The organism is Pseudomonas sp. SO81, from assembly GCF_030374125.1.
Classification (GTDB): domain Bacteria; phylum Pseudomonadota; class Gammaproteobacteria; order Pseudomonadales; family Pseudomonadaceae; genus Aquipseudomonas.
In genome coordinates this window covers 4,589,758-4,610,668 of sequence record NZ_CP126126.1, presented here as the reverse complement: position 1 = coordinate 4,610,668, position 20,911 = coordinate 4,589,758, and the positions used below count along the sequence as shown (strand labels likewise).

Here is a 20,911-nt window from a genome sequence, read left to right as displayed (position 1 = left end):
GCCGGGTGCCTTTACACCTCAAATCGACGAGGGTTATAAGACCCTCGGGGAGCGCCTTTACAACAAGAGGATAGGGTCCATGAGCCAGAACGATCGTGCCTACAGCGAGAAACGTGACTTCATCCGCATGCGACTGGAAACCCCGGTCATCCTTCACCACGCCGGCAAAGAAATTCCGGCCCAATGTCTCGACCTGTCCAGCACCGGCATGCAGGTAGAGGCCGACTGCCAGGTCGCCATGGGCGACCAGGTGAAAGTCCACATTCCTTCCGATCACAGCGAACTCAAGGGCCTGGAGGCCCAGACCGAAGTGGTGCGCATCATTCCACTGGAAAACGGTCGAACCTCCATCGGGCTGGCCATCCTGTCGATGAGCTGAGTCCGGTGACGGAAACGAAAAAGGCGGCCCAGGGGCCGCCTTTTTCATGGTGTAAAACGACTCAGAAGTCGTCCACCACCTCGCCGTCCTTGACGCGGAACTCGCGGTTCTGCAGGTAGGCGTTGCGGATGAAGATGTACTTGTCGCCGGTGACCATCTTCTCCGCCGACAGCAGGCTGGCACGGGTGTCGATCACATTGACCGCACGGGTGACGTTGCGGGTCGGCACGTGGTCGATGTAAGGATACGGGCCGAGGTAGCCGTCCGGGATCTTGGCGCCGGCGTCACGCACGGTGCTCGGGCCGAGCAGCGGCAGCACCAGGTACGGGCCGCTACCCAGGCCCCAGGCGCCGAGGGTCTGACCGAAGTCCTCGTCGTTGCGTTGCAGACCCATCTCGCTGGCCACGTCGAAGAAGCCGAGCAGGCCGAAGGTGGTGTTGAAGATCAGGCGGCTGCCATCGACGCCGGCGTCATGCACCTTGCCCTGCAGCAGGTCGTTGGCCAGGTTGCCGACGTCGCCGATATTGCGGAACACGTTGTGCACGCCGTCCTCGAAGAACTGCGGGGTCACCGCCTGGTAGCCCTTGGCGACGGGCTTCAGCGCATAGGTGTCGAGAGTGTCGTTGAAGCGGAAGATCGGGCGATTGAAGCCTTCCCAGGGATCCTCCTCCGCGGCCTGCGCCGCCAGCGGCAGTACGGCCAGCGCGGCGCAAGCGCACAGGCGGCTAAGGCGATCGAGCCACTCGATCATTCGCATTTGCAGTCTCCCCATCGCATCAGTAGTGTGGCGGCCCCGCGGCCGACCGAGATTCGTTTAGGCCGCGCAGTATAAACATCGCCGCCTCGTATGGCAGCAGCATAGCGGACTCCAGCATGTCGGATAAACGCCTCCTCCATACCGCCCATATCCCCGTGCGTTGGGGCGACATGGACAACTACGGCCACGTCAACAACACCGTCTACCTGGAATACGTCCAGGAAGCACGGGTGGACTGGTTCGCCAGCGTCGGCATCGACATCGACCACGCCCCGCAGGGCCCGGTGGTGCTGCAGACCCTGCACACCTACCTGAAACCGGTGGTGCACCCGGCCACCCTGGTGGTCGAGCTGTATGCCGGAGCCGTGGGGCGCAGCAGCCTGGTGGTGGAACACCGCCTGAGCACCCTGGAAGACCCGCACACCTGCTACGGCGAGGGCTACTGCAAGCTGGTGTGGATCGACCACGGCAGCAATGCCTCGGTCGCCGTGCCAGACGACGTGCGCCAGGTGATGGGCGCATAAGCCGTCACGGGAACGTCACAGGCGCTCGCTACCCTGCCCCGAATCCGTAGGGAAGCGAGTCTCCATGCCTGAGCCACAGTTCACCGCCCTGCTCTTCGGCCTGACCGGCTGCCTGGTCGACCACGGCGCCCGTACCCTGCCGATCGCCCTGCAACATAGCGGCCTCGCCGACCCACAGGATCCCGGACTGCTGCCCGCCCTGCTCGCCAGCGCCGCCGAGCGCGCGGAGGCCTTGCCGGGCGTGACCGAGCTGCTGCAGCGCCTGCACCACCAGCGCCTGGCGCATGCCTGGCTGGATGAGCTGCCCACCGAGGTGACTCGCCAGCTGTCCGGCGCCCTGCCCCCGACGATACCCGCCGCCAGCACCGGTAACGCGCGCCCCTGGCCGGCGCCGGACGCCATCTGGCAGGCGCTCGGCCAGTTGCGGGTGGAGCGCCTGGACGGCTGCGTGCTGATCGCCAGCGAGCCGCGCCTGTTGCAGGCCGGGCTGAATGCCGGGCTGTGGTGCATCGGCCTGGCCACCTGCGGTTCGCTGTGCGGCCTGGCCCTGGGCGACTGGCAGGCCCTGAGCGCCGCCGAGCGCGAGAAGCTGCGTGCCCAGGCCACTCTGGAGCTCTATCGCCTCGGCGCCCATTCGGTGATCGACCACCCCGGCGAGTTGCCGGCCTGCCTGCGCGACCTGGCCGTGCGCCGCAGCAAGGGCGAAAAACCCTGACACCCAAAACTTGCCCTGAATCAGGCAGGTCGCGGCGGCCTGGATTAACCTTCAGCCAGAGGGAGCGAACCCGGGCGCCCTGCTCGGGTCAACTCTGCGGTAGCCAAGAAGGAGACGACCATGTCCGCACGCCTGCAGCAACACTTCCAGCAACTGCGCGAGGAACTTGCCATCGAGGGCCCGCTGGACGCGGATGACCGCGCCGCGCTGCTCGAACTGATGCAGGAGATCGACCTGAAACTGGCCCAGGAACTGGCCAGTGACCCCGACGCCACCCTGGTGGACGGCGTCAACCTGGCGGTGGAACGCTTCGAGAGCCAACACCCCACCCTCACCGGCACCCTGCGCAATATCCTGCAGAGCCTGGCCAATATGGGCATCTAGCCTGGCCGGAAAACAAAAAGCCCGCATTCGCGGGCTTTTTTGTTACTGGCGCACCAGCCGGCGGTTATCCGGCGTGATCGCCTCGGTGCTGCGGTAGGGGTTGATGTCCAGCCCGCCGCGGCGCACATAGCGTGCATGGACGGTCAGCTTCGCCGGCTTGAGCAGGCGCTGCAGGTCGAGGAATACCCGCTCCACGCACTGCTCATGGAAGTCCTGATGCTGGCGGAAGCTCACCACGTAGGCCAGCAGGCTGGCCGCATCCAGGCGCGGGCCACGATAGTCGACCACCAGGGTGCCCCAGTCCGGCTGGCCGGTGACCGGGCAGTTGGACTTGAGCAGATGGCTGTACAGGGTTTCCTCCACAGCCTCATTGACGTCGCAACGCAGCAGCTCCGGCCGCGGATGCGCATAGTCGTTGACACTGACTTCCAGATCATCGACGCAGCGCCCCGCCAGCGCGGCCACACCCTCGGCGGCCACCTCGTCCAGGCTGCGCACGCGCACCGCCACCGGCGCGCCGGCACAGGCCGACAGGTCGCGCGTCAGCACCGCCTCGACCTCGGCCCGGTCGGCATAGGCGGTCTGGTTCAGCGAGTTGAGGTAGAGCTTGAACGACTTGGACTCGATGATGTTCGGCGAATCGGCCGGAATGGCGAACTCGCCGATGGCCACCACCGGCTTGCCGGAAGGAGTCAGCCAGGACAGCTCGTAGCAGTTCCAGAAGTCCACGCCCTGATAGGGCAAGGTGCTGGCCGTCAGCCCCAGCTCGGCCCACTTGGTGGTACGGGAGATGGGAAACAGCAGCTCGGGAGCGTACTGGGAAACGTATTCGCTGGATTTGCCCAGCGGCGAGTGTTCGGCGGGATGCTGCATGACGGCGGCCTGGAAAGCGGAAAAACGGCGGGCATTGTACCCCATGCCCGCTGCCCTCTCGTCACCCGTAGCCCGGATGCAATCCGGGAGGCAGGCAACTCCGTTCCCGGATTGCATCCGGGCTACTTGATTCTCCGTAGGGCGGGTAAACCCGCGCATCCGCTACGCGGGTTTCACTCGCCCTACTGCTAGAAGGCTAAACCCGCCTTTCGCCCACAGGTTTCAGAGCCAGAACTTCAGGCCCAGCACCCAGGCACCCTCCTCGTCATGCTCGCCCTCGGCACGCAGCCAGTCACCCGAGCGGCCATAGGTCTTCTCCCAGACATAGCCGGCATAGGGCGAGAACTGCGGACTGACCCGATAGTGCAGGCGCAGCCCGGCCTCCAGGGTGCTGCCACCGGCACCAATGCCCAGGTCGCGGTCGTCGTCCAGCGCCAGGTCGTATTCCAGCTTGGGTTCCAGGACCCAGCGCTGGGTCAGCAGCAGCTCGTACTCGGCCTCCACTCGAAGCGAGGCGTCGCCGCGCTCGCTGAGAAACAGGTTGGCGTCCAGCTCGACCCACTGCGGCGCCAGGCCCTTGAGGCCGAGCACCGCGTAGCTGCGCGCCGGTCCCGGCTGGTCGTCGTAGCGCAGGCCGGCTTGCCAGTCGAAAAACTCGGAAGCCATGCGCCTATACAGCAGCTGGGTCTCGCTGGAGCCGGTCGGCCCGCCGTCGGCGCGCTCGCCGCTGCTCTTCAGTACCGCCTTGTGCAGGTCGTTGCCGTAGGTGGCCTCCAGCTCCCAGGCCAGGGCCTGGTCGTCGCCGTCGAAGCGTTGCTCCAGGTGATCGACGGACAGCTTGGCCACCGGCATGGCGTCCATATGCTGCTCCATGGCCAGGACCGGCGTGGTCAGCAGCAAGCCGAGAACGATATTAATGGTGCGCATGTTCGCTCTCCTTGGCGGCCGGCTGCTCGTTGTAGAACGGCTGGGCGCTGCCGTCCGCCTGCTCCACCACGATCTTGCGGAACATGCCGCTGGCCATGTGGTAGATCAGGTGGCAGTGGAAGGCCCACTCGCCCATGGCATCCACCGGTACGTCCACCTCCAGGCTCTGCCCCGGCGCCACATTGACCACGTGCTTGAGCGGGTTGAAGCGGCCGTTGCCCTTGTCCAGCTGCATCCACATGCCATGCAGGTGCATGGGGTGGTTCATCATGGTCTGGTTGACGAAGCGGAAGCGCACCCGCTCGCCGTACTTGAGGCGGATCGGCTCGGCCTCGGAGTACTTCACCCCGTCGAACGACCAGAAGTAGCGCTCCATGTTGCCGGTCAACTTCAGCTCGATGGTGCGGTCCGGCGCCCGGTAACCGGCGGCAGGGCGCATGGCCTTGAGGTCGCCATAGACCAGCACGCGCCCGCCATCGACCGGCTCGGGGGCGATGCCGCTGCCGGCGGCATAGTCCGGGTTGCCGGCAAGCGCCATGGCCGAGTGATCCATTCCGGCCATCGAGGAATGATCCATACCCGCCATCTGCGAGTGATCCATGCCCTTCATGGCCGAATGGTCCATCCCCGCCATAGCGCCATGGTCCATGCCAGCCATATCGTGGCTCATGCCCATATCAGCCATGCTCAGCAGGCGCGGCGCGCGCAGCGGCGGTGCCTCGGCGCGCATACCCGCACGCGGCGCCAGGGTGGCCAGGGCCTGGCCACGGCGGTCCATGGATTCGGCGACCAGGGCGTAGGCCTTGTCCTCCTGGGGCTGGACGATCACGTCGTAGGTCTCGGCCACCGCCATACGCAGCTGGTCGACCACCACCGGCTGCACGTCGTTGCCGTCGGCCTGCATCACGGTCAGCGGCAGGCCGGGAATGCGCAGGTCGAAATAGCTCATGCCCGAGCCGTTGATGATGCGCAGACGCACCCGCTCGCCCGGCTTGAACAGCGCCGTCCAGTTCTGCTCGGCGTCGCGGCCGTTGACCAGAAAGCGGAAGCCGCCGACATCGGCGATATCGGTCTTGGCCATGCGCATGTTGCCCCAGTCCCAGCGGTCCTTGACCGTGGCTCCCAGGCCATCGCGAGCCACGTCGCGGAAGAAGTCACCCACCGTCTGCTGCTGGTCGTTGTAGTAGTCGGCCTGCTTCTTCAGGTTGGCCAGGGTGCGCTCGGGCTTCTCGTCCTGCCAGTCGAACAGCAGCACGGTGTACTCGCGGTCGTAGCGGTACGGCTCACGCCCCCTGGGCTCGATGATCAGCGGGCCGTACAGGCCCTCCTGCTCCTGGAAGTCGGCGTGGGCGTGGTACCAGTAGGTGCCGGACTGGTTGAGGGTGAAGCGGTAGGTGAAGGTCTCGCCGGGCGCGATGCCGGGGAAGCTGATGCCCGGTACGCCGTCCTGGGTATAGGGCAGGATGATGCCGTGCCAGTGCAGCGCGGTCATGCGCTCCAGCTTGTTGGTGACGGCGATCTCCACTTCCTCGCCTTCCTTGAAGCGCAGCTCCGGTGCCGGGCTCTGGCCGTTGATGGTGAGCGCCGGGCGGCTGCCGTCACTGAAGCGCACCTCACCCTCGTCGATCACCAGCTCGTAGCGCCCGGCCTGGGCGCCCAGGCTCAGGCCGAGCAGCACGCACAGCAGCAGGCGCCTCACGGCTGCACGTCCAGCTTGCCGGCCATACCGGCCTGGTAGTGACCTGGCAGGTTGCAGGCGAACTCCAGGCCGGTGGCCTGCTTGAAGGTCCAGGTCAGCTCGGCGCTCTTGCCCGCTGGGATCATCACGGTATTGGGGTCGTCATGGGCCATCTTGCCGTGGTCCATGCCGGCCATGCCCTGGCCCATCTTCGAATGGTCCATTTTCGAGTGATCCATGGCCTGGATGCCGTTCTCCCCGATCATGCCCATCTGCTGCATCATCAGCATGTGCTTCTGGTGCTCGGCATGCATGGCGGCATCGCCCAGGCTGAACTCATGGAGCAGGCTGCCCTGGTTCTTCAGCACGAAGCGCACCGTCTCGCCGGCCTTGACCCGCACCGAGGCTGGCTCGTAGTACATATCGCCGAGGGTGATCTCGACGGTGCGTTCGGCTTTGGCCGCATCAGCCGGCTTACCAAAGGCGAAGTGGCCGCCATCGGCCAGGGCCGGCAGGCTGAAGGCACAGAGCAGCGGCAGGAACAAACGTGCGGACATGGTCAAACTCCCTCGTGGTTATGTCGCCACTCTAGGGAGCCGCCGCTGGCGCTAAGCTGACGCGAAGATTACATCTCTGTCAGCTTCGCCCCGCCCGCCCCTCGGCTGGCGTATAAAGCCGACTGTCGATGCCGTGAGCCCCATATGAAACTGCTGATCGTCGAAGACGAACCCAAGACCGGCCAGTACCTGCGCCAGGGCCTGACCGAGGCCGGCTTCGCCGTGGAGCTGGCCCAGGACGGTCTGAGCGGCGAGCACCTGGCTCTGACCGGCGAATTCGACCTGCTGATCCTCGACGTGATGCTGCCCGGCCGCGACGGCTGGCAGATCCTCGCCAACCTGCGCGCGGCGGGCCTCGGTGTGCCGGTGCTGTTCCTTACCGCCAGAGACGCGGTGGAAGACCGGGTGCGCGGCCTGGAGGCCGGCGCCGACGATTACCTGGTCAAGCCCTTCGCCTTCACCGAGCTGCTGGCGCGGGTGCGTAGCTTGTTGCGGCGCGGTAATGGCGCACCGCAGGAGCACCAGCTGCAGCTGGCAGATCTGTCCCTCGACCTGCTGCGCCGCCGCGCCGAGCGCGCCGGCCAGCGCATCGAACTGACCGCCAAGGAGTTCGCCCTGCTGGAACTGCTGCTGCGCCGCCAGGGCGAGGTGCTGCCCAAGTCGCTGATCGCCTCGCAGGTGTGGGACATGAACTTCGACAGCGATACCAACGTCATCGAAGTGGCCATCCGCCGCCTGCGTGCCAAGGTCGACGAAGGCTTCGCCGCACCGCTGATCCACACCGTGCGCGGTATGGGCTATGTGCTGGAGGCACGCGCCTGATGTCCCTCGCCAACCGCCTGGCCCTGCTCTTCGCCGCCTGCGCCGCCGCCGTGGCGCTGGTCGCCGGCGCCCTGTTCACCCGCGCCAGCGAGGCGCACTTCGTCGAGCTGGATCAGCAACAACTGCAGGGCAAACTGGCGGTGTTCGCCGAGCTGCTGCAGGGCGTAACCGACACCGAGAGCCTGGCCGCGCGCCGCCCGCAGCTGGAGCAGGAACTGCAGCGTCACCCCGAGCTGGCCCTGCGCATCCAGGGCGCGGACGGCCAGCAATGGTTCACCAGCCAGCCGCTGCTCGCCCACCTGCCGCAAGGCGACGCACAGATCGGCCGCTGGCAGCACCAGGGCACCGATTTCCGTGTGATCGAGGAGCAACTGGACGGCGGCCTGCGCCTCAGCCTGCTGCTGGATATCACCCACCACCAGCACTTCCTGGCGCAGATGCAGCGGCTGATCTGGCTCTGCGTTGGCCTCTCGGCACTGGCCACCGCCCTGCTCGGCGCCTGGGTCGCCCGCCGCGGCCTGCGCCCGCTGCGGCAGATGACCGATGTGGCACAGCAGGTATCGGCGCAGTCGCTGACCGCGCGCCTGCCACTGGAGGGCATTCCCGGCGAACTACGTGAGCTGGGCGAGGCCTTCAACGCCATGCTGACACGTCTGGAAGATGCCTTCGCGCGGCTCTCGGCCTTCTCCGCCGATATCGCCCACGAGCTGCGCACGCCGCTGTCCAACCTGCTGACCCAAACCCAGGTCACCCTCGGCCAGCCGCGCGAGCTGGCGGAGTACCGCGAGGCCCTGCACTCCAACCTGGAGGAGTTGCAGCACCTGGCGCAGATGGTCGGCGACATGCTCCTGCTGGCCAAGGCCGACAACGGCCTGCTGCAGACCCGTCGCGAGCCGCTGCTGCTGGAAACCGAGCTGACCGCCCTGGCCGACTATTTCGCGCCGCTGGCCGAGGAGGCCGGCGTGAGCATCCGCGTCGAGGCCGAGGGCACGCTGACGGCGGATCGCCTGCTGCTGCGCCGCGCTCTATCCAATCTGATCGACAACGCCCTGCGCTTCACCGCGGCCGGCGGCGAGCTGCGCCTGAGCGCGACACCAACGCGGATCGAGGTCGTCAACCCGGGCGTGGAAATCCCCTTTGATCTGCGCGAGCGCCTGTTCGACCGCTTCTACCGCGCCGACCCGGCCCGCCGCGAAGGTGGCGCCGAGCACGCCGGCCTGGGCCTGGCCATCACCCGCTCGATAGTCCAGGCCCACGGCGGCAGCATTCGCTGCGAGTCGGCGGATGGCCGGACGCGCTTCATCATCGAACTGCCAGCGACCTAAGCCGCCGCGGGCTCGGGCTCTTCCAGGCGAATCGGCCGCCAGCGCCGCAGTAGCGTGTAGAGCGTCGGCACCACGAACAGGGTGAAGAAGGTCCCCACCAGCAGGCCGCCGACTATGACCATGCCGATCTGCTGGCGGCTCTCGGCACCGGCCCCCGTGGCGATGGCCAGCGGCAGCGAGCCGAGGACCATGGCGCCGGTGGTCATCAGGATCGGCCGCAGGCGCTGTACCGCCGCCTCCAGCACCGCCTCGCCCAGTTCGCGGCCCTCGCGCAGCAGGTGGTTGGCGAACTCGACGATGAGGATGCCGTGCTTGGTGATCAACCCGATCAGCGTCACCAGGCCCACCTGCGAGTAGATGTTCAGGGTGCCGCCGAACAGCTTGAGCGCCAGCAGCGCACCGGCCATGGACAGCGGCACGCTGAGCAGGATGATCAGCGGGTCGAAGAAGCTCTCGAACTGCGCCGCCAGCACCAGGAAGATGAACAGCAGGGCCAGTACGAAGATCAGTGCTACGCCGCTGCTGGAGTCCTTGAAGTCACGCGAGGTGCCGGTGTAGTCGAACTGGGTGTCCGGCGGGAAGATGCCCCGCGCCTTCTCCTCCAGATGCTCCAGCGCCTCGCCCAAGGTGTAGCCGGAGCCGACGTTGGCAGTGACCGTGACCGCACGCAGCTGGTTGAAGTGGTTGAGCTCGCGCGGCGCCACCGTCTCGCGCACCTCGATCAGGTTGGAGAGCTGCACCATGTTGTCGCCCCGCCCGCGCACGTAGACCCGGTTGAGGTCGTCGGGGTTGCTGCGGTCGACATCCTGCAGCTGCACCAGCACGTCGTACTGCTCGCCGTTCTGCTTGAAACGGGTGACCTGGCGGCTGCCGAACAGGCTTTCCATGCTGCGGCCGATGGTGGCCACGTCGGTGCCCACCGCCACTGCCTGCTCGCGGTTGACCGCGACCTTGAGCTGCGGCGTGTTGAGCTTGAGGTCGGTATCCAGGCTCTCCAGCCCCGGATAGCCGCGCACCTCGGCCAGCAGCTGGTCGACGTACTGCTGCAGCTCGGCGTATTCCAGCGAGGAGCGGATGACGAAGTTCACCGGCTGGTTGCGTGCGCTCTGCCCCAGCGGCGGGCGGTTGATCGGGAAGGCGCGCACGCCGGGGATGTCCTGCAGCTTGGGCAGCAGCTCATCGCGGATTTCGAATTGGCTGCGCTCGCGCTTGTCCCAGTCCTCCAGCTTCATGAATGACAGGCCCTGGGCCACGGTGGGGAAGCCGACGATAACCATGTAGCGGTTGGCCTCCGGGATCGAGGCATAGGCGGCTTCCAGCTGCTTGGCGTAGCGGCTGGTGTAGCCGACGGTGGCGCCGTCCGGGCCGTTGATCGAACCGACGATGGTGCCGGTGTCCTCGGTCGGCGCCAGTTCGCTGCGCAGGCTGCCGAACAGCCAGGCGCAGAGGATCAGGATGCCCAGCAGCAGCGCCACCACCAGCCACCAGGCGCGTAGCACCCGCTCCAGCAAATGGCGGTAGTTGTAGGTCAGGCCGTTGAGGAAGCCCTCGATCAGGTTGTACAAGCGGCTGTGCTTCTGCTGCGGCACATGGGCCTTGAGCAGATGGCCGCACATCATCGGCGACAGGGTCAGGGCGACGAAGCCGGACACCAGCACGGCGCCGGCCAGGGTCCAGGCGAATTCGGTAAACAGCTTGCCCGAGGTACCCTGCATGAAGCCGATCGGCGCGTACACGGCGGCCAGGGTCAGGGTCATGGCGATCACCGCGAAGGCGATCTCGCGGCTGCCGACAAAGGCGGCCCGCATGGGGCTCATGCCCTGCTCGATGTGCCGGTGGATGTTCTCCAGCACCACGATGGCGTCGTCCACCACCAGGCCGATGGCCAGGACCATGGCCAGCAGGGTCAGGGTGTTGACCGTGAAACCCATCAGCGCCATCAGCGCGCAGGCGCCGATCAGCGACACCGGGATGGTCACCAGCGGAATCAGGGTCGCGCGCAGCGAGCGCAGGAACAGGAAGATGATCAGCACCACCAGCACCACCGCTTCCCAGATGGTGGCGTAGACGTTCTTGATTGACTCGCGGATGAACAGCGAGTTGTCGTTGGCCACCGCCATCTCCATGCCTTCGGGGAGCAGCTCGCGCAGCTCCGGCAGCGCCTGATTGAGGCCGTCGGATATCTCCAGCGGGTTGGCCGTGGCCTGCTTGACCATGCCCACCGCCACCGCCGGGCGTCCCTTGAAGCGCACCACGGTGCGCTCGTCGGCGGCGCCGATCTCGGCATGGCCGACATCGGACAGGCGCAGCAGGTAGCCGCGCGAGTCGTCGAGGATCAGTCGGTTGAATTCGTCCGGGGTCTTCAGGTCGGTTTCCGACAGCACGCTGAACTCGCGCTGCACCGACTCGATGCGCCCGGCCGGAATCTCCACGTTCTGCCGGCGCAGGGCGTCCTCCACGTCCTGCACGGTCAAATCGTGGGCGGCCAGCTTCTCCGGATCGAGCCAGATGCGCATGGCATAGCTGCGTGCGCCGCGGATCTGCACCTCGGACACGCCGGGGATGATCTGCAGGCGATCCTGCACCACCCGCTCCAGCACATCGGTGATCTCCATGGCGGAGAAGCGTTCGCTATAGAAGGCCAGCCACACCACCGGCTGGGCGTCGGCCTCGACCTTCTGCACCATCGGCTCGTCGATCTCGTCCGGCAGCAGGCTGCGCACCCGGCCCAGGCGATCACGCACATCGTTGGCGGCCTCGTCGGAGTTGCTGCCGAGGCGAAACTGGGCGGTGATCTGGGTGTTTTCCGAACGGCTGATGGAGCTGACGAAGTCCAGCCCCTCGATGCCGGACAGCACGTCCTCGATCGGCTGGGCAACCTGGGACTCCATGATTTCCGGGCTGGCGCCGGGGTAGATGACGTTGACCGTGACGATCGGCACGTCGATGTTCGGGTACTCGCGCACCGCCAGGCGCTGATAGGCCAGCAGGCCGAGCAGCACGATGATCAGCGACAGCACGGTGGCGAACACCGGCCGGCGGATGCAGATGTCGGAGAGCGTCATGCGCCGTCCCCACGCTGGACGGTGCGCACCTCATGCCCGGGGCTGACCTTGTGCCAGCCGGCGCTGATGATCGTCTCGTCGCCCTGCAGCCCCTCCACCACTTCGGCGCGGCCGCGCAGGCGCTGGCCGATGCGGATCTGCCGGCGCTCGACCTTGCCCTCCACCACCAGGTTGACGAACAGCAGCTGACCCATGGGCATCACCGCTTCTTCCGGGATCACCAGCGCCTGTGGACGCTCGGCGAGGATCACCGAGACCTTGACGAACTGGCCGGGCTTGAGCCGGTGATCGCCGTTGGCCACCTGGGCGCGAATGGCCTGGCTGCGGCCGATCTCGTCCAGGCGCGGGTTGAGAGCGATGATCCTGCCCTGGAAGCGCTCACCGCCGTAGGTATCCAGCGACAGCTCGACGGCCTGGCCGACCCGCACCTGACTGACGGCCTTCTGCGGCACGCGGAAATCCAGCTTGAGCGGGTCTAGCACTTCCAGGTTGACGATGTCGTCACCGGGGCTGAGGTAGTCGCCGACGCTGACCAGGCGCAGGCCGAGCACGCCGTCGTAGGGCGCGCGGATCTGCGTCTTGTCCAGGCGTGCCTGGGACAACGCCAGGCTGGCGCGGGCGGCCTGTTGCTGGGAGCTGGCCTCGTCGAGGGCCTGGGCATTGCTGGCGCCGCGCTTGAACAACATCTGCGCGCGAGCGAAGCTTTTTTCGGCGAGATCGAGATTGGCGCGGGCCTGGGCCAGCTCGGCGCGGGCGATGGCATCGTCGAGCCCGACCAGCAGGTCGCCGGCCTTCACTGCCTGGCCCTCCTGGAAATGCAGGGTGGCGACGCGCCCCTCGACTTCCGGGCGGATCATGGTGGACTCGTCCGAACGCAGCGAGCCGAAGGTGATCAGCTCGTCACGTACCAGCGTGCGCTCGGGCTGCGCCACTTCCACCAGCGGCGCCTGTTCGGCCCGCAGGGGACTGGCCAGGCACAGGGTCGCGAACAGCAGAACGGCGCGGCGGGCAGTCATCACTCAACCTCTTATTGTCCGATCGGTCGAGTCTAACGGCGGACAGCGCCGTTGCCGACCGCCGATTGTGTTACCCGATGCTTACTGACGCATGCCCCGGCCGCTCTTCAGCAGGCGGATGCAGACGATGTAGAGCACCGTGCTGGCCAGCAGCATCATGCTGATGGCGATGCCGATATTGATGTCCGACACACCGAGAATCCCGTAGCGGAAGGCGTTGACCATGTGCAGGATGGGGTTTACCAGCGACACGTGCTGCCAGAACTCGGGCAGCAGGCTGATCGAGTAGAACACCCCGCCCAAGTAGGTCAGCGGCGTCAGCACGAAGGTCGGGATGATCGAGATATCGTCGAAGTTGCGCGCATACACCGCGTTGATAAAGCCGCCCAACGAAAAAGTCACTGCGGTCAGCAGTATCACCAGCACGGTCACGCCCAGGTGGTGCACCTGCAGCTGGGTGAAGAACAGCGACAGCAGGGTGACGATAAAGGCCACGGCCAGGCCGCGCAGGGCGCCGCCGATGGTGTAGCCGATGAGGATGGTGTGCGGCGATACCGGCGACACCAACAGCTCCTCGACATTGCGCTGGAACTTGCTGCTGAAGAAGCTCGACACCACGTTGCTGTAGGAGTTGGTGATCACCGACATCATGATCAGCCCGGGCACGATGAACTCCATGTAGGAGTACTGCCCCACCCCGCCGACCTGGCTGCCGATCAGCCGGCCGAAGATCACGAAGTACAGGGCCATGGTGATGGCCGGCGGCAGCAGGGTCTGCGCCCAGATGCGCATGAAGCGCCGCACTTCGCGGCGCACGATGGTCTGCAGGGCGACCCAGTTGGAGGCGAGTTCCGGGCTCATTTCGCCACCTTCGCCAGATTCTTCTCGACCAGGGACACGAACAGCTCCTCGAGACGGTTGCTCTTGTTGCGCAGGCTCAGCACCTCGATGTTCTGCGCCGCCAGTTGGCGGAACAGCTCGGTGATGCCCAGGCTCTTCTCCACCTGCACCTCCAGGGTGTGGTGGTCGACCAGCATCGCCGGATAGCCCTGCAGCTGCGGCGGCACCAGTTGCGACTCCTTGAGGTCGAGCAGGAAGGTCTCCACGTGCAGGGTCTTGAGCAGCGCCTTCATACTGGTGTTCTCGACGATGCTGCCGTGGTCGATGATGCCGATGTGGCGGCACAGCTGCTCCGCCTCTTCCAGGTAATGGGTGGTGAGGATGATGGTGATGCCCTTCTGGTTCAGCTCGGTGAGGAAGCTCCACATCGAGCGGCGCAGCTCGATGTCCACGCCGGCGGTGGGCTCGTCGAGAATCAACAGGCGCGGCTCATGCACCAGCGCGCGGGCGATCATAAGGCGGCGCTTCATGCCGCCGGAGAGCATGCGCGCGGCCTCGTTGTGCTTGTCCCACAGGCCGAGCTGGGTCAGGTACTGCTCGGCGCGCTGCTTGGCCACCTTCTGCGGGATACCGTAGTAGCCGGCCTGGGTCACGACTATGTCGAAGACCTTCTCGAACTGGCTGAAGTTGAACTCCTGCGGCACCACGCCGAGGCAGCGCTTGAGCCCGGACGGATCGCGGTCCAGGTCGTGGCCGAATACCTCGACCGTCCCACCGCTCTTGTTCACCAGGGTGGAGAGGATGCCGATGGTGGTGGACTTGCCCGCCCCGTTGGGGCCGAGCAGGGCGAAGAAGTCGCCTTCGGCGACGTCGAGGTCGATGCCCTTGAGGGCCTGGAAGCCGTTGGCGTAGGTCTTGGTCAGTTGCCGGATGGACAGCGCGGAACTCATAAGAGATAGCTACTCAGCAAGGGGAAGGCTTAGATAAGGCTCGGGAGAGGTAATTGCAACCATTCATTGCAGGGTAGCCTGCCCGCCCCGAGCGCAGGAAAAAAGCCCCGCCGCCTCGATGTTAACTATCGAATTCCTTCATGGCGGCGACCTCCGCCTGCAGATCGCCACGCAGGAAGGCCGAGCCTTCCTCGAATAGATGCGGATAGCACTGGCGCAGATGGCCGAAGAACAGCTCCAGCGGCAGGTCGTCGAACTGGCCGTGGTCGGCCAGATATTCCATATAGCGTGCCCCCTCGGCGTTGAAGGGGTGGAACACGCTGTCGCTGCGCCCATCGAACTCCAGCGGCGCCACCTTGAACATCTGGCACAGCGCCAGGTTGAACGCCGGCGTGGCCTTGACCCATTTGCCCTCGAGAAACAGCTCGGTGTAGCCGTGCATGGCGAACACTTCGCTGCGCAGCATCTCGATCAGGCTTGGGGTGGACAGGTGGTTGCGCACATCGGCCAGGCCGATGCGCGCCGGTATCCCGCAGTGCCTGGCGCAGGCCGCCAGCAGCAGGGCCTTGGGCACGCAGTAGGACTCGCCCGCCGCTAGCGCGTGGCTGGCCTTGAGCGTCTCGTGATCGGGGCTGAACACGTAGGGGTTGTAGCGGATCTGGTCGCGCACCGCGTAGTACAGGCTCACGGCCTGCTCGCGGGGGTCGCGGCTGGCTCCCCGCGAACGTTCGGCGAACTCGACTACCCTGGGGTGGTCACTATCCACGAAGCGGCTGGGTAGAAGGCTGGACTGCATCAGGGTTCTCCATGGGGTTGCCCCCAGTCTATCCAGCCCTATCGCGCCGGGTGCACGACGATCCGGCCAAGCTCGCCGGCCTTACCGCCACGGCCGGCCTCATGGAGGATTGCGCATGCTCGCTGTCTGGTTGCTGATTCTGCTGTTCGGCGTCGCCTACCTGGCCTATTCCCGCATGGCCGCCCTGCCCGCCCTGGGCATCGTTGCCGGTTACCTGATCCTGCTCGGTCTGTTTGCTGATGCACCGGACTGGCTGGAGCTGCTGCTCTGGCTGCTGTGGCTCGGCGTGGCCATTCCCCTGGCCCTGCCGGAGCTGCGCCGCAAGCTGATCACCGGGCCACTGTTCGGCTGGTTCCAGAAGGTGCTGCCGCCGATGTCGGATACCGAGCGCGACGCCATCGAGGCCGGCACCGTGTGGTGGGATGGCCAGCTGTTCAGCGGCCGCCCGGACTGGGACGTGCTGCTGGATTACCCCGCCGCCAAGCTCAGCGACGAAGAGCGCGCATTTATCGACGGCCCGGTGGAAGAACTGTGCGCCATGGTCAGCGACTGGGAGATCGGCCAGCAGCTGGATCTGCCGGAGAAGGCCTGGCAGCACATCAAGAGCCACGGTTTCTTCGGCCTGATCATTCCTCGGGAATACGGTGGCAAGGGCTTCTCCGCCTACGCCCACTCCCATGTGGTGATGAAGCTGTCGACCCGCTCCGGCGACCTCGCCTCCACCGTGATGGTGCCCAACTCCCTCGGCCCGGCCGAGCTGTTGCTGCACTACGGCACCGACGAACAGCGCCAGCACTACCTGCCGCGTCTGGCCCGCGGTGAGGAAATCCCCTGTTTCGCCCTCACCGGCCCGCTGGCCGGCTCCGACGCCGGCGCCATGCCGGACACCGGCATCGTCTGCCGCGGCCAGTGGAACGGCGAGGAAGTGCTCGGCCTGCTCCTGACCTGGGAGAAGCGCTACATCACCCTGGGCCCTGTGGCCACCCTGCTCGGTCTGGCCTTCAAGGCCTATGACCCGGACCACCTGCTGGGTGACCAGGAGGATCTCGGCATCAGCTTGGCGCTGATTCCCACCGACACCCCCGGCGTGGAAATCGGCCGCCGCCACCTGCCGCTCGGCGCGGCCTTCATGAACGGCCCCAACTCCGGCAAGGACGTGTTCGTGCCGCTGAGCTGCCTGATCGGCGGCCAGGAATACCTCGGCAAGGGCTGGATGATGCTGATGAACTGCCTGTCCGTGGGCCGCTCCATCTCCCTGCCCGCCGGCGGCACCGGCGCGGCGAAGATGTCCAGCCTGGTCAGCGGCCAGTACTGCCGGGTGCGCGAACAGTTCGGCGTGCCGCTGGCGGCCTTCGAAGGTATTCAAGAGGCGCTGGCGCGCATCGGCGGCAACGCCTGGATGATGGACGCCGCGCGTACCCTCACCGCCAGCGCGGTGGACCTGGGCGAGAAGCCCTCGGTCCTGTCGGCCATCCTCAAGTACCACCTGACCGAGCGCGGTCGCGAATGCATCGGCCACGCCATGGACGTGCATGGCGGCAAGGCCATCATCATGGGCCCGAACAACTACCTGGCCCGCGCCTGGCAAGGGGTGCCGGTGTCGATCACGGTCGAGGGCGCCAACATCCTCTCGCGCAACCTGATGATCTTCGGCCAGGGCGCCATCCGCTGCCATCCCTTCGTGCTGGACGAAATGGCCCTGGCCGGCCGCGAAGACCATGAGCAGGCTCTGCTGGAGTTCGACGATCTGCTGCTCAAACACGTGGGCTTCGCCGTCGGCAACGCCGCCGGCGCCCTGCTGCATGGCCTGACCCTGAGCCGCTTCGGCAACGTGCCCGGCGACAACCTCAGCCGCCCCTACTTCCGCGCGCTGAACCGCCTGGCGGCGGCCTTCGCCCTGCTGGCCGACAGCAGCATGATGCTGCTCGGCGGCGAGCTGAAGCGTCGCGAACGCCTGTCCGCACGCCTCGGCGATGTGCTCAGCCACCTCTATCTGGGTAGCGCCGCGCTCAAGCGCTACCACGACCTGGGCAATCCCGAACCGCTGCAACCGCTGCTGCGCTGGGCGCTGGAGGAAAACCTCGGCCTCGCCGAGCAGGCGCTGGATGAGCTACTGAGCAACTTCCCCAACCGCCTGTTCGGCTGCCTGCTGCGCGTCCTGGTGTTCCCGCTCGGCCGCCGGCACAAGGGCCCGGACGACGAACTGGACGCCGAGGTCGCCGCCATCCTCGGCCGCCCGCGCGGCGACCTGGCGTTGGAGAGCCTGCTCGACGGCTGCTATCGGCCACAGGGCGCCAACGATCCGATCGCCGCCCTGCAGCAGACGGTCGATCTGCTCGACGGCGCCTCAGCCGTCCGACAGAAACTGCACAAGGCGCTCAAGGCTGGCCTGCAGCTGCAGCCCGGCGAGCATGAAATAGAGGCCGCCCTGCGTGAGCAGCAGCTGACTGCCGAGGAGGCCGAGCAGCTGCGCCAGGCCGAAGCGGCGCGGCGCCGAGTGATCGACGTGGACGACTTCGCCAAGGACGACATCAAGCTGAGCGACGGCAAGGTCCGCTGACCCCCCGTTCGGGACAGCACGGGCGCGGAGCCTTATACTCCGCGCCCGTTTTCGTTTTACAGGACATCCCTCATGGCCACTGCCTACCTCGACCACCACCTCGCCCTGCTCGCCCATCTGCGCGGCATCCTGGTCGCCCTGGGCGAGGCCGAGCAGGTGGAAGACGACACCCACGCCCTGTTCCTCGAGCGCTTCGACGAGCTGCTGGCGCAGCTGCCGGCAGATCCGGAGAGCAGCCAGTACCTGGGCCAGGACATCATCAGCCAGGTGTTCCACCGCTACCCGCAGATCGCCCATCTGGTCCCGCGCGACCTGCTGTGGTTCTTCGGCGGCGACTGCCTGCATTTCATGCCGGATGAAGAGATCGAACTGTTCCAGCGCCTCGACGAACGCCGCTTCGAGGCCGAGGAGAATGACGAGCCGTTCGACTGGAACCGCGAGAAGCAGCTGCTGGCCCTGCCGGACGACAGCGCCAAGCACTGAGTCGCCAGTAAACGAAAAGGCCCGCACGGCATCGCTGGCGGGCCTTTTTCATGGCTGAATCGCGCGCAAACGAAAACGCCACCCGATGGGGTGGCGTTTCGTGAATTTGGAGCGGGAAACGAGACTCGAACTCGCGACCCCGACCTTGGCAAGGTCGTGCTCTACCAACTGAGCTATTCCCGCGTGCAACTTGGTACAAAAATGGCGTCCCCTAGGGGACTCGAACCCCTGTTACCGCCGTGAAAGGGCGGTGTCCTAGGCCACTAGACGAAGGGGACGTGGCCCGGAGCTTACAACAGCTTCCCGGTGTTTCCAGCCGATGTTACCACCGGCCTTGGAACTCTAATCAAAACGCCGCTCGGTGAGCGGCGCTTCGTAAACTGGAGCGGGAAACGAGACTCGAACTCGCGACCCCGACCTTGGCAAGGTCGTGCTCTACCAACTGAGCTATTCCCGCAATGGCGTCCCCTAGGGGACTCGAACCCCTGTTACCGCCGTGAAAGGGCGGTGTCCTAGGCCACTAGACGAAGGGGACGTGGCCAGGAGCTTGTAACAGCATCCCAACTTCCCTCGAATCGGCTTTCGCCAACACGCTGAAAGTGGCGCGCATTCTATGGAGCCTTGGCCAGAGCGTCAACCCTCAATCAAAACTTTTTCTAAATCAAAGACTTCGCTTCAGAAACTCATACAGTGCTATCAGCATGATGGCTAACGCACTACACTCGGGTAAATAAGAAGCGTACGGGAGTTTTCCAGGTGTCCCCAATCGTCATCACTGCGCTAGTAGTCGCCGGCATCGTGGTGCTGTTCCTGATCGGTTACATCAACCATATGGTCGAGAACAGCAAGCTGGAGAAAGCCCGCCTGAAGGCCGATCTCAATGACCGGGTACGGCGTAGCCGTGACGTTTCCGAGAACATGCCGGGCCAGTTGATGAGCCCTGCGCTGAAACTCCTGCTCAGCCGCTTCGAGCTGCAGTTCGGTGAGCGCCTGCTGCAGCTGGACAAGCAGAACACCAACCTGAGGAACCGCCTCACCGAGCTGCGCGAGGCGGTGGCCAAGGGCGAAGCCATCCCGGTGCGCAACCCGCCACAGCAGATACTGACCGAGGCCAAGGCCAAGGACATCCGCTTCCTCCTGGAAAACTTCCACAGCCAGATCACCCGCGCCGCCCAGGAAAACCTGCTGCCGGCCAACGAGGCCAAGCGCTGGCTCGGCGAGATCCGCCACATGCTGGTGCAACTGCACTTCGAGTTCTTCAGCAACCTCGGCCAGCAATCCATGCAACAGGGCCAGCCCGGCCAGGCCCGTCTGGCCTATGAGCGTGGCGTGCAGTACCTGCGCAAGCAGTCCGACCCGGCGCGTTACCAGAACCAACTGCAGCAACTGGAAGAGCTGCTGGCCCGCGCCAATGCGGTGGTACTGGAAAAGGCCAAGCCCGCCGAGGAAGCCAGCGAGCTGACCGAAGGCCTCAAGTCCCTCGGCGAAGACGAGTGGAAGAAGAAGAACGTCTACGACTGATCTGCCCCCTACAAGGAATCCCATGAGTCTGATCGTCTACGGCGCGCCGCTATCTCCGTTCGTGCGCAAATTGCGCCTGTGCCTGATCGAGAAGGGCCTGGACTACCAGCTGGAGATCGTCACTCCGTTCGGCCAGCCAGACTGGTATCGCGAGCTCAACCCGCTGGGGCGCATTCCCGCCTTCCGTGACGGCGACCTGACCCTGGCCGACTCCAGCGTGATCTGCCAGTACCTGGAAGAACAGTACCCGCAGCGCCCTGCCCTGTTCGGCCAGGGCGCCGCACAGAAGGCCAAGGTGCGCTGGCTGGAGAAGTACGGCGACTACGAGCTGGCAACGCTGTGCACCTTCAGCGTGTTCCGTAACCGCCTGCTCAAGCCCATGCTGGGCCAGAGCTGCGACGAAGACGCCGTGCAGAGCGCCCTCCATGCCAAGCTGCCAAAGCATTTCGACTACCTGGAACAGACCCTGGGCGATGCCCCGTACTTCGTCGGCGACGGCCTGACCCAGGCGGACCTGGCTATCTACACCCAGCTGCAGAACATGGAGCACGGTGACGAACCGCTGAACGACCAGCGCTGGCCACGCCTGGCCGCCCACTACCGGCGCATCCAGGCACGCGAATCCGTGCAGAGCATATTGCCCGGCGAACGCAAGGTGATCGCTAAGATGACCGCCAAGGCCTGATTCACCCGTCCACAAAAAAGCCCGGCCAATGCCGGGCTTTTTGCTGAGCGTGAA

At 65.8% G+C, this 20,911-nt stretch carries 20 protein-coding genes and 4 tRNA genes; 10 read left to right on the top strand and 14 right to left on the bottom strand.

Going from position 1 to position 20,911, the window contains the following annotated elements; translation table 11 throughout:
* Positions 1-79: 79 nt before the first annotated feature.
* Positions 80-379 carry a PilZ domain-containing protein gene (locus tag OH686_RS22095; RefSeq protein ID WP_137971967.1) on the top strand — a complete coding sequence of 100 codons (300 nt, stop codon included), beginning with the start codon at positions 80-82 and terminating at the stop codon, positions 377-379.
* Positions 380-440: 61 nt separating this feature from the next.
* Here OH686_RS22095 and OH686_RS22090 read toward each other — a convergent pair whose 3' ends face one another.
* Positions 441-1,136: an MlaA family lipoprotein gene (locus tag OH686_RS22090; protein WP_137971966.1), complete on the bottom strand. Its 696-nt coding sequence runs from the start codon at positions 1,134-1,136 to the stop codon at positions 441-443.
* Positions 1,137-1,252: 116 nt separating this feature from the next.
* Here OH686_RS22090 and OH686_RS22085 point away from each other — a divergent pair, with 116 nt between their 5' ends.
* From OH686_RS22085 to OH686_RS22075, 3 genes are all read left to right on the top strand, one after another.
* Positions 1,253-1,660: an acyl-CoA thioesterase gene (locus OH686_RS22085; RefSeq protein WP_289535253.1), complete on the top strand. Its 408-nt coding sequence runs from the start codon at positions 1,253-1,255 to the stop codon at positions 1,658-1,660.
* Positions 1,661-1,724: 64 nt separating this feature from the next.
* Positions 1,725-2,375 (top strand): HAD superfamily inactivated hydrolase PcrP, encoded by a 651-nt coding sequence (gene pcrP, locus OH686_RS22080; protein WP_289535252.1) that lies wholly within the window; start codon positions 1,725-1,727, stop codon positions 2,373-2,375.
* Positions 2,376-2,495: 120 nt separating this feature from the next.
* Complete coding sequence (locus OH686_RS22075; RefSeq protein WP_289535250.1) at positions 2,496-2,759, top strand: DUF4404 family protein; 264 nt, start codon at positions 2,496-2,498, stop codon at positions 2,757-2,759.
* Between the two features lie 42 nt (positions 2,760-2,801).
* Here the strand turns inward: OH686_RS22075 and queF are convergent, their stop codons facing one another.
* The 4 genes from queF to OH686_RS22055 form a co-directional block, all read right to left on the bottom strand.
* Positions 2,802-3,632, bottom strand: coding sequence for an NADPH-dependent 7-cyano-7-deazaguanine reductase QueF (gene queF / locus OH686_RS22070; RefSeq protein WP_289535248.1), 831 nt, complete (start codon positions 3,630-3,632; stop codon positions 2,802-2,804).
* A gap of 222 nt (positions 3,633-3,854) precedes the next feature.
* Positions 3,855-4,559 carry a copper resistance protein B gene (locus tag OH686_RS22065; protein WP_289535246.1) on the bottom strand — a complete coding sequence of 235 codons (705 nt, stop codon included), beginning with the start codon at positions 4,557-4,559 and terminating at the stop codon, positions 3,855-3,857.
* Positions 4,546-6,258: a copper resistance system multicopper oxidase gene (locus OH686_RS22060; protein WP_289535244.1), complete on the bottom strand. Its 1,713-nt coding sequence runs from the start codon at positions 6,256-6,258 to the stop codon at positions 4,546-4,548. Before OH686_RS22060 ends, OH686_RS22065 begins: the two co-directional genes overlap by 14 nt.
* Entirely contained in the window at positions 6,255-6,794 is a 540-nt protein-coding gene (locus tag OH686_RS22055) for a cupredoxin domain-containing protein (RefSeq protein WP_289535242.1), read from the bottom strand. The genes OH686_RS22060 and OH686_RS22055 overlap by 4 nt, the downstream gene beginning before the upstream one ends.
* 144 nt (positions 6,795-6,938) lie before the next feature.
* Between OH686_RS22055 and OH686_RS22050 the strand changes: the two genes are divergently transcribed.
* Both OH686_RS22050 and OH686_RS22045 read left to right on the top strand, forming a co-directional pair.
* Positions 6,939-7,616 (top strand): heavy metal response regulator transcription factor, encoded by a 678-nt coding sequence (locus OH686_RS22050; RefSeq protein WP_289535240.1) that lies wholly within the window; start codon positions 6,939-6,941, stop codon positions 7,614-7,616.
* Entirely contained in the window at positions 7,616-8,941 is a 1,326-nt protein-coding gene (locus OH686_RS22045; RefSeq protein ID WP_289535239.1) for a heavy metal sensor histidine kinase, read from the top strand. Before OH686_RS22050 ends, OH686_RS22045 begins: the two co-directional genes overlap by 1 nt.
* Here OH686_RS22045 and OH686_RS22040 read toward each other — a convergent pair.
* From OH686_RS22040 to OH686_RS22020, 5 genes are all read right to left on the bottom strand, one after another.
* On the bottom strand, positions 8,938-12,006 hold the full coding sequence (locus OH686_RS22040) for an efflux RND transporter permease subunit (protein ID WP_289535237.1): 3,069 nt from the start codon (positions 12,004-12,006) through the stop codon (positions 8,938-8,940). The genes OH686_RS22045 and OH686_RS22040 overlap by 4 nt on opposite strands.
* A complete protein-coding gene (locus tag OH686_RS22035) occupies positions 12,003-13,022 on the bottom strand; it encodes an efflux RND transporter periplasmic adaptor subunit (RefSeq protein ID WP_289535235.1) in 1,020 nt (339 codons plus the stop codon). Before OH686_RS22035 ends, OH686_RS22040 begins: the two co-directional genes overlap by 4 nt.
* Positions 13,023-13,103: 81 nt before the next feature.
* Positions 13,104-13,883, bottom strand: a complete 780-nt coding sequence (locus OH686_RS22030; protein WP_289535233.1) for an ABC transporter permease — start codon at positions 13,881-13,883, stop codon at positions 13,104-13,106.
* A complete protein-coding gene (locus tag OH686_RS22025) occupies positions 13,880-14,812 on the bottom strand; it encodes an ABC transporter ATP-binding protein (RefSeq protein ID WP_289535231.1) in 933 nt (310 codons plus the stop codon). Before OH686_RS22025 ends, OH686_RS22030 begins: the two co-directional genes overlap by 4 nt.
* A 121-nt stretch (positions 14,813-14,933) precedes the next feature.
* Positions 14,934-15,608 (bottom strand): transglutaminase-like domain-containing protein, encoded by a 675-nt coding sequence (locus tag OH686_RS22020; RefSeq protein WP_289535229.1) that lies wholly within the window; start codon positions 15,606-15,608, stop codon positions 14,934-14,936.
* 115 nt (positions 15,609-15,723) lie between these two features.
* Between OH686_RS22020 and OH686_RS22015 the strand changes: the two genes are divergently transcribed.
* The gene (locus OH686_RS22015) at positions 15,724-18,168 is read left to right on the top strand and encodes an acyl-CoA dehydrogenase (protein ID WP_289535227.1); all 2,445 of its coding nucleotides are present in this window, start codon (positions 15,724-15,726) and stop codon (positions 18,166-18,168) included.
* Between the two features lie 72 nt (positions 18,169-18,240).
* Positions 18,241-18,651 carry a PA2817 family protein gene (locus OH686_RS22010; protein ID WP_137971950.1) on the top strand — a complete coding sequence of 137 codons (411 nt, stop codon included), beginning with the start codon at positions 18,241-18,243 and terminating at the stop codon, positions 18,649-18,651.
* Positions 18,652-18,758: 107 nt separating this feature from the next.
* On the opposite strand, the gene OH686_RS22005 is transcribed toward OH686_RS22010, so the two are convergent.
* The 4 genes from OH686_RS22005 to OH686_RS21990 form a co-directional block, all read right to left on the bottom strand.
* A tRNA-Gly gene (locus OH686_RS22005) sits at positions 18,759-18,834 on the bottom strand.
* A gap of 19 nt (positions 18,835-18,853) precedes the next feature.
* A tRNA-Glu gene (locus tag OH686_RS22000) sits at positions 18,854-18,929 on the bottom strand.
* A gap of 103 nt (positions 18,930-19,032) precedes the next feature.
* Positions 19,033-19,108, bottom strand: a tRNA-Gly gene (locus tag OH686_RS21995).
* Between the two features lie 2 nt (positions 19,109-19,110).
* A tRNA-Glu gene (locus tag OH686_RS21990) sits at positions 19,111-19,186 on the bottom strand.
* A gap of 221 nt (positions 19,187-19,407) precedes the next feature.
* Between OH686_RS21990 and OH686_RS21985 the strand changes: the two genes are divergently transcribed.
* Together OH686_RS21985 and OH686_RS21980 are read left to right on the top strand one after the other, a co-directional pair.
* Complete coding sequence (locus OH686_RS21985) at positions 19,408-20,172, top strand: hypothetical protein (protein ID WP_289535226.1); 765 nt, start codon at positions 19,408-19,410, stop codon at positions 20,170-20,172.
* 22 nt (positions 20,173-20,194) lie between these two features.
* Entirely contained in the window at positions 20,195-20,857 is a 663-nt protein-coding gene (locus OH686_RS21980; RefSeq protein WP_289535224.1) for a glutathione S-transferase family protein, read from the top strand.
* Positions 20,858-20,911 lie beyond the last annotated feature (54 nt).